We start from the raw sequence: 13,944 nt of genomic DNA on the forward strand, positions 1-13,944 counted from the left end.
TTTTCAAGCGCATTCTCTTAACAGGACCTGAAGAATCATAATATGGTATTCTTCATCCATAATAATCCGCTCAAGCACCCGGTTGACGCAATCGTCCCTGATTACTTTTATATGCATCCGGTACTGGCTGATGGCCGCTTTCTCCGCTTCAATATCAGCCAGTATCATTTTCCTGGCATTTTCTGAAAGACTCAGAAAGCCCGGCGTCCACATCACATTTCTGCCATTTTGCTGTTTTGCAACAAAATCCACCGTTCCGCCCAACAGAAAAATCATTTCTCCCAATTTCTGCAAATGCATCATTTCTGCCATGGCAATTCCCAGAATTGTTTTGGCCAGAGGACATTTTTCGCAGGATAACCGGTTTTCATTATTAATGTACTGGGTAATTGCAGACATCTCAGAGGTGGCTCCGCAGTAATCTGCACTGAGCAGATTTGCATACGTCTGGTTCTTAGCCCTGACCTGAATCTCAGGATAAGGTAAATCTGCCATAATCGGCTTCACTCCCGCAAAACTGCAGGAATTTACAAGTATGTTTTGATTTGCTTCCATAGCTGCACGCTTCTTTGCCCTATCTTTTCTATTAGTATATTACAATTTCAAGATAACGTGCGAGTGTGTTTGGAAAATGCTCTATTTGGCAAAATACAATTTCACGTTAAAAATGACTGTCTATAAATATCGAACATTACTTTCGGTACTTAGAGACAGCCATTTCTCAATTCTTAATAGCGGAAGAGGGATTTGAACCCCCGACACCACGGGTATGAACCGTGTGCTCTCGCCAACTGAGCTATTCCGCCATATTCTGTTGTTCCTGCAGTTTCCTGCAAAATGGGACCTACAGGGCTCGAACCTGTGACCCTCTGCTTGTAAGGCAGATGCTCTCCCAGCTGAGCTAAGATCCCATGGTATTTGCAGTACTTTTGTTCTTCCTTATTGCCGACTGCTTGACTATTATAATACGAGTTTGGAACAAAAGTCAATAGTTTTTTACAAAATTTTTCTAATTTTTTTCTTCCTTCTTTTTCCCCGGCAAAAATCCTTGAAATTTCGCCTTTTACCATCTACAATATCTCTGGGGGTTGCTGCATTGAGAACTACAACTACAAGATACGGTATAATTTCTATTTACAAAATATTGTATCCTGTATGTTTACTTCTTAATGCAACAGCCCCATACGCTGAAATAAAGGAGAACTCTTATGAATACAAATCAAACCTTTCGGTTGGTAGCCCTGGACTTAGACGGCACTCTGCTGAATTCAGAAGGAACAATATCCAATGAAAATAAGGCCGCCATTCAAAATGCTGCACAGCGGGGCGTTTCCTTTGCCATTGCCACTGGCCGCCCCTACTGCGGGCTTCCCCATACTATCATAAAAGAGCTTGGTATCCGCTATGCCATTACCACAAACGGAGCCGGAATTTACACAATCCCCGACAAAGAATGCCTGGCGGAGCACTGCATGCCTGCAAACCTGGTTATTGATATTCTTAAACAGCTGCTGAAACTGGAAATCCACATGGATTTGTTCATTCACGGGGACGCTTATACCCCCGCCCAGTGCCGTGAAACTCTTAAAAAGATTACCGTTCTTCCGGACTCTTTGAAAAAATACATTATTTCCACCCGGGAACGTCTGCCGGACGTCCTTGCTTTTCTCCGTGAAAACCAGTTCCCCGTTCAAAAACTGACCCTGAACTTCATGACCAATCCGGACGGAACCTGCAAAGACCGAAATGAAGCCATCCAGATTCTAAGCCAATATCCTGAAATCCATTTTCTTTCCGGCGGTTATGAGAACCTGGAATTTACATATGCCGGAATTACCAAGGCCAAAGGCTTGTCTCTTCTCTGCAGACACCTGAATATTCCTATAGAACAGACCATTGCCTGCGGAGACAGCGAAAACGATCTGGATATCATAAAAGCAGCCGGGCTGGGCGTTGCCATGGCAAACGCTCCGAAGGACATCCGCTGTCAGGCTGACGCCGTCACTTTAAGCAATGAGGAACACGGCGTTGCCGTTATGCTGGAAACATATTTGGGACATGTAACAGAGTAATTTCCAGATAGAATTTTTTATCATAAAGGCCAGAGGCACGTGCGGAATTATTTACGACAGCGCTATGGAATCACTGTCCTGATGTTTAGTACTTTATTCATAAGTTTTGAACTGTTTTCACATTTTTTTCTTATATTTTTCACAAAATATTGACAATTCGGGAACTAATATGATAAATTATTACTGGACAGCATTTTACATCATTACTGTCAAATAGACCAAAAATAGGAAAGGAACATGCGTTATGAAGGAAGGAAGAAAAAGCAACAAAATTGTAAGTCTTGTACTTGCAGCAATTATGATGGTTTCCGTGTTTGCTGTTTCAACACCTGAGCAGGTGCAGGCAGCCGGGGAACTGAGTTTTAAGGGTAGCGGCACATCAACTGTAGCAATAACAGATGATGAATGCGCATATGTCACTGGAAAAGAAAATTACATTAAATTCAAACCATCTAAGACAGGTTATGTTACTGTTACTATTAAGAACAATTCTACTGCTGCAAGCGGCGGCGCAGCAGGATTTTTAACTTTTTGCAACGGAAGCAAAAGTCCCCTTGGTCAGAATCAGGAATATTTTGACACCATCGGAGAAGGTTCCCGTTATTACACCAGAACATACGGCGTAAAAAAAGGAAAAACGTACTTCTTTAAAATTAAAAGTGTTGGCGGTGTAAAGATTACTGCAAAGGCTGTTTCTGTCAAAAAAGGCACTAACAACAGCAGATCCAAGGCAAAGACCCTTGGAAAAAATAAAACTGCAAAAGGCGTTATTATCGCTGGAGAAAACAAAGCAGACTGGTATAAAATCAAAGTTACCAAAAGACAGCAGGTAAAAATCAATTACAATGTTAAGACAAACGGCGCTCAATATTCCAATGGTACAGTTAGTTATTACAATGGACTTAAAATTGCGCTTTATCAGAAAAATGGAAAACCCTTTGCTGACGGCAACAATTATTATGCTTTAGCTAATGTTAAGAATCCAAAGGACGTAGATGGACCTTATTATCTCTATAACAGCTATACTTATAAAAAATCTGGTATTGATCCAGGAACCTACTACATCAAAGTAGAACGTTACAATAGAACTTCTTCTGGTTACTATACCATTAAATGGAAATAATATTGCACTACATAAAGCAGCAGATAATCTCTGCTGCTTTACTTTTATTTTCTTCTAAACAGACGCTTTGCGTCTTAACTTCTGTCAAAAATGGTCAAAAGAATTTGATTATTTTGCCCTTCAGACAATTATTCTACCACTTGTTTTCCGAATATTCTGAAATACTCCTCCGCTTTCTGCAGAGATATCTCCAGTTTTTTCTGAAGCCTTTCTATGATATCTGAATCTTGAAGTTCAAATTCTATTCCTGTTTCTATAATTTCTGCTGCCCTTCCTTCCATTCTCCCTTCAAGCCTTCCTTCTTTTTATCGTTCTGTCCAATATAATCTCTAGCAAATGAAAGAAATCTTTATTCTTTTTATGATGGAAATTCAACAGGACATTCCTAACACTACAGCGAACTTTTTATATTTGGATACGGACAGAACTACCGGACTGCCCTTTGGCACACAAACTGGGCAGTGTTCCAGCGAACTAACTGCCAACTGCGGCTAAGGAGTTCCGGAAGCCGTCACTCCTAAAGTCTCCGTAAGCAGTGGATTTCGCCTCCACACAATACGCCCAGGAACCGTTTGCTTAGCCAAAGGGCAGTCCGGTAATTCTTGTGCATCGAAATATAGATTGTTCGCTCTAGACTGTATCGTCAGCATTCTGGAATCGTTTACATATGGTTCCACTTCCTGGGGAATGTCTAACATCCCGTGCAGAGTAACTGCTCCGTCCCAGGGTTCTTCTCCGTAATATTACTCCGTCGGTTAAATATCGCAGTAGATTACGCAGAACATATCTTCATATACAAGGCAGAAGATTGGGCTGTAGCGAAAGCTGCAGCGATTGATGGGGGTCTGCCTCGCTTTATCAGGTACAACGCAGCAGATGGAGGTTTTTGCAAATAAGATACTATGATATTTAGTGTCTGCTCATTGAGCAACTTTTTTTCAGCTTGATAAGACCTGCTCCATTGCAGCGTTTTTCGGTGCTGAAAAATCTTTCAATTTCTATTTTGTCCGTTTTTTGGATTTTGCAAGCGCAAGGTATTCTTTTCCTGCCACCCTCCGGTAAGTACGGGGCTTAGCCCATGGATGACAGTTCTTATGAAAATAGTCAATCATATCCTCAAGTTTCCCACGCGCTTCATTGAGAAGAGAAAAATCCTGTGGATATCTTATGTTGGATGGAGGGCAGGCGGCATTAAGAATCTCTGTTCCAAGATGTTCAACGTCATCTGAGCGTGTATTGGCAGCCTTTGCATTTTTACTTTCGTTCTTGGGTTCATGCTCTTTGGTAACACCGCTGGTTTCAAGGATGTACTCGTTTACTTCCAGTTTCTTGCGCTTCTGAATAATCAAAACACCAAGGGCCATTCTAAAAGGAGTCGCCGGATGGCCTGTTTTGGAGGGGAACATTGCCGCATATTTTGTTTCCATTCTGCTCCATGGAATGGCATGGGCCAACCTGATCCACTCATTATTAGGATCGAACTCCATACCACATGACTGGTTGAAGTCAAACAGTGTAATTTGACGGTTTTTACGTTTTTCAGGAATATATATAAGCTTTGGGCCTCCAAAATGCAACGTTTTTTGCCGGAACGTTAATTTACATCTGCATTTATCATATACAAAACTCTTATAAAATCTACTGTTTATCAGTGTTTTTAGTTAATGAGCATACACTATATTAGCTTGAGGTTATAAAAATAGCAGAGGCTCATTATAATCCCCTGCTATTTCTGTACTAACATAATAAATTGATTTTTTGAAAAACTCTCAACGTCATTGAGAGTTTTTATCCTCATTCACCATTTCCGTTAATTCCTCAAGTTTCTTTTGTAAGATTTCCTTGCTGATTAGTTTCGTCCTATATTCGGAAATCATGGTTGGACTCATATTCCGGCTCAGAGCATATTCAACAACGTCCTCGTCCTTACTCTTGCAAAGAATAATGCCAACGCTGGGATTTTCGTGGGGCTTCTTTACATCCCGGTCTAACGCTTCAAGATAAAACTGCATTTTTCCCAAGTATTCCGGTTTGAAATCATCAATTTTCAACTCAATTGCAACAAGGCATTGTAGTTCCCTATGAAAAAAGATTAAATCCGTATAATAGTCGTTCTTTCCTACTTGAAGATGATATTCTTCTCCCATAAAAATAAAATCCCTGCCAATTTCCAGTAAAAACTTTTTCATGTTCTTCAAAATGGCCTTTTTCAAATCATATTCCCTATAAGGCTCGGGCAGATCTAAAAACTCCAACATATACATGTCCCTGATTATGTTCGCAGGCGCAGCCTGGGATATGGCGGAAGGCGCCTTACCATCTGATAGCATTAAACGCTCATAATATCCGCTGTCAATCTGCCGTTCCAGTTCTTTTGCTTTATACTTTTCCCGAGAGGCCAGCTTCAAATAGAATAATCTCTCTGCATCCGATTTTGTCTTTGACATGATATGCAAATTATTTGACCATGTATTTTCTCTTAGCAGAGTTCCTAACTCTGGCTTGTCACAATAAGTTTCAAAGAACTGCTTCATGCGCCAGATATTCTGTGGGGAATAGCCTCTAATCCCTGGTTCCTGCGTCAGAATGTATTCAGAAAGTGCCTTTACGGTAGAGCGTCCCCAGCCATCCTGCAAGGCTTTATTGGAAACAAATTCTCCAATCCTCCTCCGCTTTCTGTAAGGATATCTCCAATTTTCTTTGCAGCCTTTCTATGATATCTGAATCTTGAAGTTCAAATTCTATTCCTGTTTCTATAATTTCTGCTGCCCTTCCTTCTTTCCTTCCCGCAACTCTTCCCTCTTCCGCTATTTCCTCAAACAATGTACACATTTTCCCTTCCCCTTTCTCAAATGCATGATAATCTATCTTAGCATTGGCTGCTCCCGCCACTGCCATCAGCACTGACTTCTCCGTGTTGTGTTCCTCACAGTAAAAAATGGCCCTTTCTTTCGCTTCCTTGTTATCGTTCTATCCAGTTATAATTTCCAGTAAATGAAAGAAATCTTTATTCTTTTTATGATGGAAATTCAACAGGCTATTCCTAACACTACAGCAAACTTTTTATATTTGGATACGGACAGAACTACCAGATTGCCCTTTGACACACAAACTGGGCAGTGTTCCAGCGAACTAACTGCAGACTGCGGCTAAGGAGTTCCGGAGAGCCGTCACTCCTAAGTCTCCGTAAGCAGTGGATTTCGCCTCCACACAATACACCCAGGAACCGTTTGCTTAGCCAAAGGGCAATCCGGTAATTCTTGTGTATCGAAATATAGATTGTTCGCTCTAGACTGTATCGTCAGCATTCTGTAATCGTTTACATATGGTTCCACTTCCTGGGGAATGTCTAACATCCCGTGCAGAGTAACTGCTCCGTCCCTGGGTTCTTCTCCGTAATATACCACCGCTGTGATCACTGGCTTAAATTTATCTGTCTTTTTCATCTTTGATAGATATTCATCCGTGCCTAACTCTTTTCCATTCTGGTATTTTACTGCATTACTGGTGTACTGTTAATCCTACGCTCTATCTTTTCTAATATTTTTATACACGCTGCCCGCTGAATTGTCTGAAATATTCTTCCGCTTTCTGTAAGGATATCTCCAATTTTCTTTGCAGCCTTTCTATGATATCTGAATCTTGAAGTTCAAGTTCTATTCCTGTTTCTATAATTTCTACTGCCCTTCCTTCTTTTCTTCCCTCCATTCTTCCCTCTTCTCTCCCTTCAAGCCTTCCTTCTTTTCTTCCCTCAAGCCTTCCTTCTTTCCTTCCCGCAACTCTTCCCTCTTCCGCTATTTCCTCAAACAATGTACACATTTTCCCTTCCCCTTTCTCAAATGCATGATAATCTATCTTAGCATTGGCTGCTCCCGCCACTGCCATCAGCACTGACTTCTCCGTGTTGTGTTCCTCACAGTAAGAAATGGCCCTTTCTTTCGCTTCCTTCCTCGTTATCGTTCTATCCAATATAATTTCCAGTAAATGAAAGAAATCTTTATTCCTCTTATCATGGAAGTTCAACAGGCTATTTCTGGCCTGTATCAGCAGCATTCTGTAATCGTTTACATATGGTTCCACTTCCTGGGGAATGTCTAACATCCCGTGCAGGGTAACTGCTCCGTCCCAGGGTTCTTCTCCATAATATACCACCGCTGTGATCACTGGCTTAAATTTATCTGTCTTTTTCATCTTTGATAAATATTCATCTGCATCCAACTCTTTTCCATTCTGGCATTTTACTGCATTACTGGCGTACTGTTTCTGGTATGCGCTGTAATCATATCCCATGACACGCATCGGCATGGCATAATGAATATGACTCTGGGATTCCATCCCAAGCATCATAAATTCCACGCCCCTAGCGGCAGAGTTCTTTCTGACCTTAATATTGTCTCTGGATGCTTTCACACTCTCGGCATACTTTTTATGCTCCAGGATCAGAGATTCTTCCGAATCAATGTCTGCCAGTTCTTCCGGCTCAATCATCTGCTTACCATCAAACAAAAGGGCATTGAACAGATCTGCAAACTGTTCGTTATTCCTCCAGTAATTCTTCAGCACAATATCCGGCTTCAATTCCGGCTTTCTTTTTTTCACTCCGTATGTTCCCCTTTTCTGATTTCATTCTTATCTCCTCTTTTGTTTTGATTTTCTCGGTATCGTTAATCCTATGCTCTATCTTTTCTAACAATTTTTTATACAGTCTGCCCGCTGAATTGTCTGAAATATTCTTCCGCTTTCTGTAAGGATATCTCCAATTTTCTCTGAAGCCTTTCTATGATATCTGAATCTTGAAGTTCAAATTCTATTCCTGTTTCTATAATTTCTGCTGCCCTTCCTTCTTTTCTTCCCTCCATTCTTCCCTCTTCTCTCCCTTCAAGCCTTCCTTCTTTCCTCCCTTCAAGCCTTCCTTCTTTCCTCCCCTCAAGCCTTCCTTCTTTCCTCCCCTCAAGCCTTCCCGCAACTCTTCCCTCTTCCGCTATTTCCTCAAACAATGTACACATTTTCCCTTCCCCTTTCTCAAATGCATGATAATCTATCTTAGCGTTGGCCGCACCCGCCACTGCCATCAGCACTGACTTCTCCGTGTTGTGTTCCTCACAGTAAGAAATGGCCCTTTCTTTCGCTTCCTTCCTCGTTATCGTTCTATCCAATATAATTTCCAGTAAATGAAAGAAATCTTTATTCCTCTTATCATGGAAGTTCAACAGGCTATTTCTGGCCTGTATCAGCAGCATTCTGTAATCGTTTACATATGGTTCCACTTCCTGGGGAATGTCTAACATCCCGTGCAGGGTAACTGCTCCGTCCCAGGGTTCTTCTCCATAATATACCACCGCTGTGATCACTGGCTTAAATTTATCTGTCTTTTTCATCTTTGATAAATATTCATCTGCATCCAACTCTTTTCCATTCTGGCATTTTACTGCATTACTGGCGTACTGTTTCTGGTATGCGCTGTAATCATATCCCATGACACGCATCGGCATGGCATAATGAATATGACTCTGGGATTCCATCCCAAGCATCATAAATTCCACGCCCCTAGCGGCAGAGTTCTTTCTGACCTTAATATTGTCTCTGGATGCTTTCACACTCTCGGCATACTTTTTATGCTCCAGGATCAGAGATTCTTCCGAATCAATGTCTGCCAGTTCTTCCGGCTCAATCATCTGCTTACCATCAAACAAAAGGGCATTGAACAGATCTGCAAACTGTTCGTTATTCCTCCAGTAATTCTTCAGCACAATATCCGGCTTCAATTCCGGTTTTCTTTTTTTCACTCCGTATGTTCCCCTTTTCTAGTACATCGAATAATTAAGAACTGCCATTTTCACTTGTCTATGGTTAAATATGATTGATGAACAGAACTTATCTATTACTCCCACAGTCATATCCTCCTGATACGAAGCAATTCTGCATATTTTAATAATCTCCCATATCCTTCCGATTCCATATCCCTGCCATTTACACTCAGAATTCCTTCCAAACGCCGGGTTCCGTAACCTGCTTCTGAAAAAATGATTTCCGCTTCCTCCATTTTACCCAACCGAATTAAATCGCAGATGCTTCTCTCCACATCATAAATAAGATAGCTGCCAAAAGCTGTATCCACTTTCTTCTGGGCGATGGAATAGTAATTCCGGGAAAAGTAGTGTCTCTCCACAGGAAAATTCATCTTTATTGCACTTCGATCCGTTCTCTCTGTGGCGACTGCAAGGGTTTGCGGCTCCTGCTTTGCAGCTCCCTGGTAAAAGCAGGCGCTTTCCAGGCAGATCACTGCCCTGGGATTGCTCAGGGATACCTCAATGCACTTATAATCCGGCGGCTTCCTGGTTCCGCATCTTACCATCCAATAACAGCCATGGCAAATCTTCTCTAAATACTCCTCTTCTGTCAGGGCGGCAATCTGCCGGTTTGTGAATCCTTCTTCCAGAAGCTCTCTGGTTCCGATATAGCCGGTATATTTCTCATATAATCCTTCCAGCTTACAGTACGTGCTGTTTCTCATTTTCATCCCCTCTGACTGCATTTTTTATTACACATATATTAGCATTTTTATATACACATGTCAATATCAATGAACTAAAAAGAACTGCCGGAAAATATCCTGTACCGTTTTGCACAAGTTATTGTTCGGCAGTTCTTTCAAAACTCTGCTTATTTAAAATATGCCACGCCGCTTTCAAACAGCTTCATATCCTGTTCTCCGTAGATATTTACAGCCACGCTCTGGCCCCGGCGTTCTGAATGGGCCATCTTGCCCAGAACTCTTCCGTCCGGACTTGTGATTCCTTCAATTGCCAGATAAGAACCGTTGATGTTCCACTCTTCCTCCATGGTAGGCATGCCTGCTTCATTGACATACTGGGTTGCCACCTGGCCGTTTGCAAACAGCTTGTCCAGCCATTCTCTGGGAGCAACAAAACGTCCTTCTCCGTGGGAGGCCGGATTGCAGTAAATTTTTCCTAATTCTGCCTGGGCCAGCCAGGGAGATTTGTCGGTTACCACTTTGGTATATACCATTTTGGAAATATGGCGGCCGATGGTATTGTAAGTCAATGTGGGAGAATCTTCGCTTTGCTGACGGATTTCTCCGTAAGGCACCAGGCCCAGTTTAATCAATGCCTGGAATCCGTTGCAGATGCCCAGCATCAGGCCGTCTCTCTGCTGCAGCAACCGGTTCACTGCCTCCGCCATTTTCTCATTGCGGAATGCGGTGGCAAAGAATTTTGCGCTTCCTTCCGGCTCGTCTCCGGCGGAAAAACCGCCTGGGAACATAATAATCTGAGACTGTTCAATGGCTTTGACAAACACATCCACAGAATCTCTGATATCTTCTGCGCTTAAATTCTTAAATACTTTTACAATGGCGTCGGCTCCGGCCCGTTCAAAAGCTTTGGCGCTGTCATATTCACAGTTGGTTCCCGGGAACACCGGAATAAATACCTTCGGCCTTGCCGTCTTATGTCTGCACACATAGATATTTTCCGTATGGAACACATCGGTTTCCAGTTCTTCTTTACGTTCCACCGCAACGGTTGGGAATACTTTTTCCAGTGTGCCGGTCCATGCGCCGATGGCCTCTTCCATGGTAATTACAGTATCGCCGTAAATAAATTTCTGCAGTTCATTTACCTCGCCGATGACCCTGCAGTAAGACAGATGTCCGCAGTCCGATTCTGACTGTTCATAATCCTTCATGGCTGCACAAACAGTTTCTTTTGCCAAATCCACTTTATCTGCGGGAACTTCCGCAATCAGCTTGCCAAAATGGGGCGCAAACATACAATCTTCGCATACATCCTGCTCCATGGTAACGCCCAGTTTATTTCCGAATGCCATTTTGCTGACAGCGGCTGCAATGCCTTTTCCGTCCAGGGCATAGGCAGATACAATGGCTTTCTGCTGAATCAGGGAATGAATGGCATCGTATAATTTCATCACCTGTCCATAAACCGGCAAATCATATTCATCTATGGCAATTTTAAATATCATAATCTTATTGCCCGGCTGTTTCAGCTCCGGCGTTATGATATCCTGCTCTTTCGCCACGTCCACGGCAAAAGACACCAGGGTAGGCGGCACATCAATATCATTGAAGGTTCCGGACATGGAATCTTTTCCTCCGATGGACGGAAGCCCAAAGCCAATCTGGGCGCTGTACGCTCCCAAAAGAGCTGCAAAAGGCTGGCTCCAACGGCTGGGATCTTCGCTCATCCTGCGGAAATACTCCTGGAACGTAAAACGTATTTTTTTATAATCTCCGCCTGCCGCCACAATCCTTGCCATAGATTCCAATACTGCATAAACCGCACCGTGATAGGGGCTCCAGGAGGACAGCTTTGGATCGAAGCCATACGCCATCATGGTAACCGCATCGCATGCTCCTTTGTCCACCGGAAGCTTCGCCACCATGCTCTGGGTTTCTGTCAGCTGATATTTTCCGCCGTAAGGCATCAATACGCTGCCTGCGCCGATGGAGCCGTCAAACATTTCTACGAGTCCTTTCTGGGAGCATACATTTAAATCAGACAGAACGGCAAGCCAGGCTTTTTTCACGTCTCCCGCTTCCAGGGCGCTGGCAACAGCGGGAATCTCTTTTTTCTCAAAGAAATTATCTTTTTTGGAAGGAATGTCCACAGACACCCTGGTTTCCTGGTGAGCGCCGTTGGTATTTAAAAATGCTCTGGAAATGTTTACAATTTCTTTGCCTCTCCATTCCAAAACCAGTCTTGGCTCTTCTGTGACCACCGCTACTTCAACGGCTTCCAGATTCTCTTCCCCTGCATAATCCAGAAACTGCCGCACATCTTTTGGAGCAACCACAACTGCCATACGCTCCTGGGATTCAGAAATGGCAATTTCCGTTCCGTCCAAACCGGCATATTTTTTCGGAACCTTATCCAGCTGAACCCGCAGCCCGTCTGCCAGTTCGCCGATTGCCACTGATACGCCGCCTGCGCCGAAATCATTGCATCTTTTAATCACATGGGCCACCTCTTCCCGGCGGAAGAGACGCTGAATCTTACGCTCTGTGGGCGGATTGCCCTTCTGCACTTCTGCGCCGCACACGGCGGTGGATTCTGTATTGTGGGCCTTGGAGGAGCCTGTGGCGCCGCCGATTCCGTCACGTCCGGTCCGTCCCCCCAGCAGAATAATCACATCTCCCGGATCGGAAGTCAGACGCTGAACCGCGCGTCTTGGAGCCGCTCCCATCACCGCGCCGATTTCCATACGTTTTGCCGCATAATCAGGATGATAAATTTCCTTTACATATCCGGTTGCCAGACCAATCTGGTTGCCGTAAGAACTGTATCCATGGGCCGCCTGCCGGACCAGTTTTTTCTGGGGAAGCTTGCCTTCCATGGTTTCTGATACGGAACGGGTGGGATCTGCCGCGCCGGTGACACGCATTGCCTGGTACACATAAGTCCGGCCGGAAAGGGGATCTCGGATGGCTCCGCCCAGGCAGGTGGCCGCGCCGCCGAAAGGCTCGATTTCCGTGGGATGGTTGTGTGTCTCGTTTTTAAAATTCACCAGCCATTCTTCGGTCTGCCCGTCCACTTCCACCGGAACCACAATGGAACATGCATTGATTTCATCGGATTCTTCCTGATCCTCTAATTTTCCTTCTTTTTTCAGCCGCTTCATGGCCATCAGCGCAAGATCCATCAGGCAGACAAATTTATCCTTCCGTCCCTGATACAATTCTTTATGGGTATTCTGATAATCCTCCCATGTGTCCATCATCGGCTGACGGTAGAATCCGTCCTGAAACGCAACCTCTTTTAATTCCGTAGAAAAAGTGGTATGGCGGCAGTGATCAGACCAGTACGTATCCAGCACACGGATTTCCGTCATGGAAGGGTCCCGGGTTTCTTCTTCTCTGAAATACTTCTGTATGTGCAGAAAATCTTTAAACGTCATGGCAAGTCCGAAAGAATCGTAGAGATTTTTCAAATCTGCTTCTGCCATACCGGTAAATCCGTCTAAAATCTTCACATCCTCCGGTTCCTCAAAAGATTCTTCCAGGGTCAGGGGCTTTTCCATGCCGGTTTCTCTGGAATCCACCGGATTGATGCAGTGCTTTTTGATTGCCTCTAACTGCTCTGCCGTCACTTCTCCTTCTATTACATATGTGGTTGCCGTACGGATCATGGGCTCTTCCGTTTCATTTAACAGCTTCACGCACTGTTCTGCGGAATCCGCCCGCTGATCGTACTGGCCCGGCAGATATTCCACACTGAATACCCGGGCATTCTTCGGGTCAAAGGTTTCTTCGTAAACATCATCCACCGGCGGCTCAGAAAACACCGTGGCCAGCGCTTTTTGGTATGTCTCTTCTGACAGATGCTCCACATCATAGCGGATCAGCACACGGACTCCGGTAACTGTCCGGATTCCCAGATAACTTCTGATTTCTGACTGCAGCTCTTTTGCCTGAATTGCAAAATCAGGCTTTTTTTCCACAAAAATTCGTCTTACGTCGCTCATAATTCCCTCCTGGCATTGGGCCGTCATGAAATACATACTGCATGTAATTCCGCGGCGGTTTGGGCTGATTTACAGTTTCATTATAAGTAGTATAACATGCTGAATTTAATTAGAACAATTAATATATTTAATTCTATTCATAAGTATTACTTATTTATTTTCTACCTTTTTTTCAAAAGACAATCTGTTTTCATTTCTATATTTTATCACATATTTTACCGGGAAGAAAGAAAAAGTATTCCTCTGTCA

At 43.5% G+C, this 13,944-nt stretch carries 10 protein-coding genes, 2 tRNA genes and 1 pseudogene; 2 read left to right on the top strand and 11 right to left on the bottom strand.

What is annotated here, in order from left to right:
* Nucleotides 1–3: 3 nt before the first annotated feature.
* The 3 genes from ACTO17_RS00070 to ACTO17_RS00080 form a co-directional block, all read right to left on the bottom strand.
* Nucleotides 4–495: a ferritin-like domain-containing protein gene (locus ACTO17_RS00070; RefSeq protein WP_482556441.1), complete on the bottom strand. Its 492-nt coding sequence runs from the start codon at nucleotides 493–495 to the stop codon at nucleotides 4–6.
* 237 nt (nucleotides 496–732) lie between these two features.
* A tRNA-Met gene (locus ACTO17_RS00075) sits at nucleotides 733–806 on the bottom strand.
* Between the two features lie 32 nt (nucleotides 807–838).
* Nucleotides 839–911 (bottom strand) — tRNA-Val (locus ACTO17_RS00080).
* A 297-nt stretch (nucleotides 912–1,208) separates the two neighbouring features.
* Here ACTO17_RS00080 and ACTO17_RS00085 point away from each other — a divergent pair.
* On the top strand, nucleotides 1,209–2,072 hold the full coding sequence (locus ACTO17_RS00085) for a Cof-type HAD-IIB family hydrolase (RefSeq protein ID WP_172536159.1): 864 nt from the start codon (nucleotides 1,209–1,211) through the stop codon (nucleotides 2,070–2,072).
* Nucleotides 2,073–2,316: 244 nt separating this feature from the next.
* On the top strand, nucleotides 2,317–3,195 hold the full coding sequence (locus tag ACTO17_RS00090) for a hypothetical protein (protein WP_172536160.1): 879 nt from the start codon (nucleotides 2,317–2,319) through the stop codon (nucleotides 3,193–3,195).
* Between the two features lie 128 nt (nucleotides 3,196–3,323).
* Here ACTO17_RS00090 and ACTO17_RS00095 read toward each other — a convergent pair whose 3' ends face one another.
* The 8 genes and pseudogenes from ACTO17_RS00095 to ACTO17_RS00130 form a co-directional block, all read right to left on the bottom strand.
* Complete coding sequence (locus tag ACTO17_RS00095) at nucleotides 3,324–3,476, bottom strand: hypothetical protein (protein WP_482556442.1); 153 nt, start codon at nucleotides 3,474–3,476, stop codon at nucleotides 3,324–3,326.
* A gap of 720 nt (nucleotides 3,477–4,196) precedes the next feature.
* Nucleotides 4,197–4,748: pseudogene (locus ACTO17_RS00100) on the bottom strand (transposase); the annotation flags it as partial.
* Between the two features lie 222 nt (nucleotides 4,749–4,970).
* Entirely contained in the window at nucleotides 4,971–5,831 is an 861-nt protein-coding gene (locus ACTO17_RS00105) for a PDDEXK nuclease domain-containing protein (RefSeq protein ID WP_482556443.1), read from the bottom strand.
* A gap of 4 nt (nucleotides 5,832–5,835) precedes the next feature.
* Nucleotides 5,836–6,099: a hypothetical protein gene (locus ACTO17_RS00110; RefSeq protein ID WP_482556444.1), complete on the bottom strand. Its 264-nt coding sequence runs from the start codon at nucleotides 6,097–6,099 to the stop codon at nucleotides 5,836–5,838.
* Nucleotides 6,100–6,741: 642 nt separating this feature from the next.
* Complete coding sequence (locus ACTO17_RS00115; RefSeq protein WP_482556445.1) at nucleotides 6,742–7,794, bottom strand: FliH/SctL family protein; 1,053 nt, start codon at nucleotides 7,792–7,794, stop codon at nucleotides 6,742–6,744.
* Nucleotides 7,795–7,892: 98 nt separating this feature from the next.
* A complete protein-coding gene (locus ACTO17_RS00120) occupies nucleotides 7,893–8,981 on the bottom strand; it encodes a transposase (protein WP_482556446.1) in 1,089 nt (362 codons plus the stop codon).
* 107 nt (nucleotides 8,982–9,088) lie between these two features.
* Complete coding sequence (locus ACTO17_RS00125) at nucleotides 9,089–9,709, bottom strand: type IV toxin-antitoxin system AbiEi family antitoxin domain-containing protein (protein ID WP_482556447.1); 621 nt, start codon at nucleotides 9,707–9,709, stop codon at nucleotides 9,089–9,091.
* 149 nt (nucleotides 9,710–9,858) lie between these two features.
* Nucleotides 9,859–13,695 carry a phosphoribosylformylglycinamidine synthase gene (locus tag ACTO17_RS00130; protein ID WP_482556448.1) on the bottom strand — a complete coding sequence of 1,279 codons (3,837 nt, stop codon included), beginning with the start codon at nucleotides 13,693–13,695 and terminating at the stop codon, nucleotides 9,859–9,861.
* Between the last annotated feature and the right edge of the window lie 249 nt (nucleotides 13,696–13,944).

The organism is Petralouisia sp. (assembly GCF_056822245.1).

What these genes read in the sequence shown, in the direction of transcription:
- ACTO17_RS00070 (WP_482556441.1), bottom strand. Translation starts at nt 495, where the DNA reads ATGGCAGATTTACCTTATCCTGAGATTCAGGTCAGGGCTAAGAACCAG.
- ACTO17_RS00085 (WP_172536159.1), top strand. Translation starts at nt 1,209, where the DNA reads ATGAATACAAATCAAACCTTTCGGTTGGTAGCCCTGGACTTAGACGGC.
- ACTO17_RS00090 (WP_172536160.1), top strand. Translation starts at nt 2,317, where the DNA reads ATGAAGGAAGGAAGAAAAAGCAACAAAATTGTAAGTCTTGTACTTGCA.
- ACTO17_RS00095 (WP_482556442.1), bottom strand. Translation starts at nt 3,476, where the DNA reads ATGGAAGGAAGGGCAGCAGAAATTATAGAAACAGGAATAGAATTTGAA.
- ACTO17_RS00125 (WP_482556447.1), bottom strand. Translation starts at nt 9,709, where the DNA reads ATGAGAAACAGCACGTACTGTAAGCTGGAAGGATTATATGAGAAATAT.
- ACTO17_RS00130 (WP_482556448.1), bottom strand. Translation starts at nt 13,695, where the DNA reads ATGAGCGACGTAAGACGAATTTTTGTGGAAAAAAAGCCTGATTTTGCA.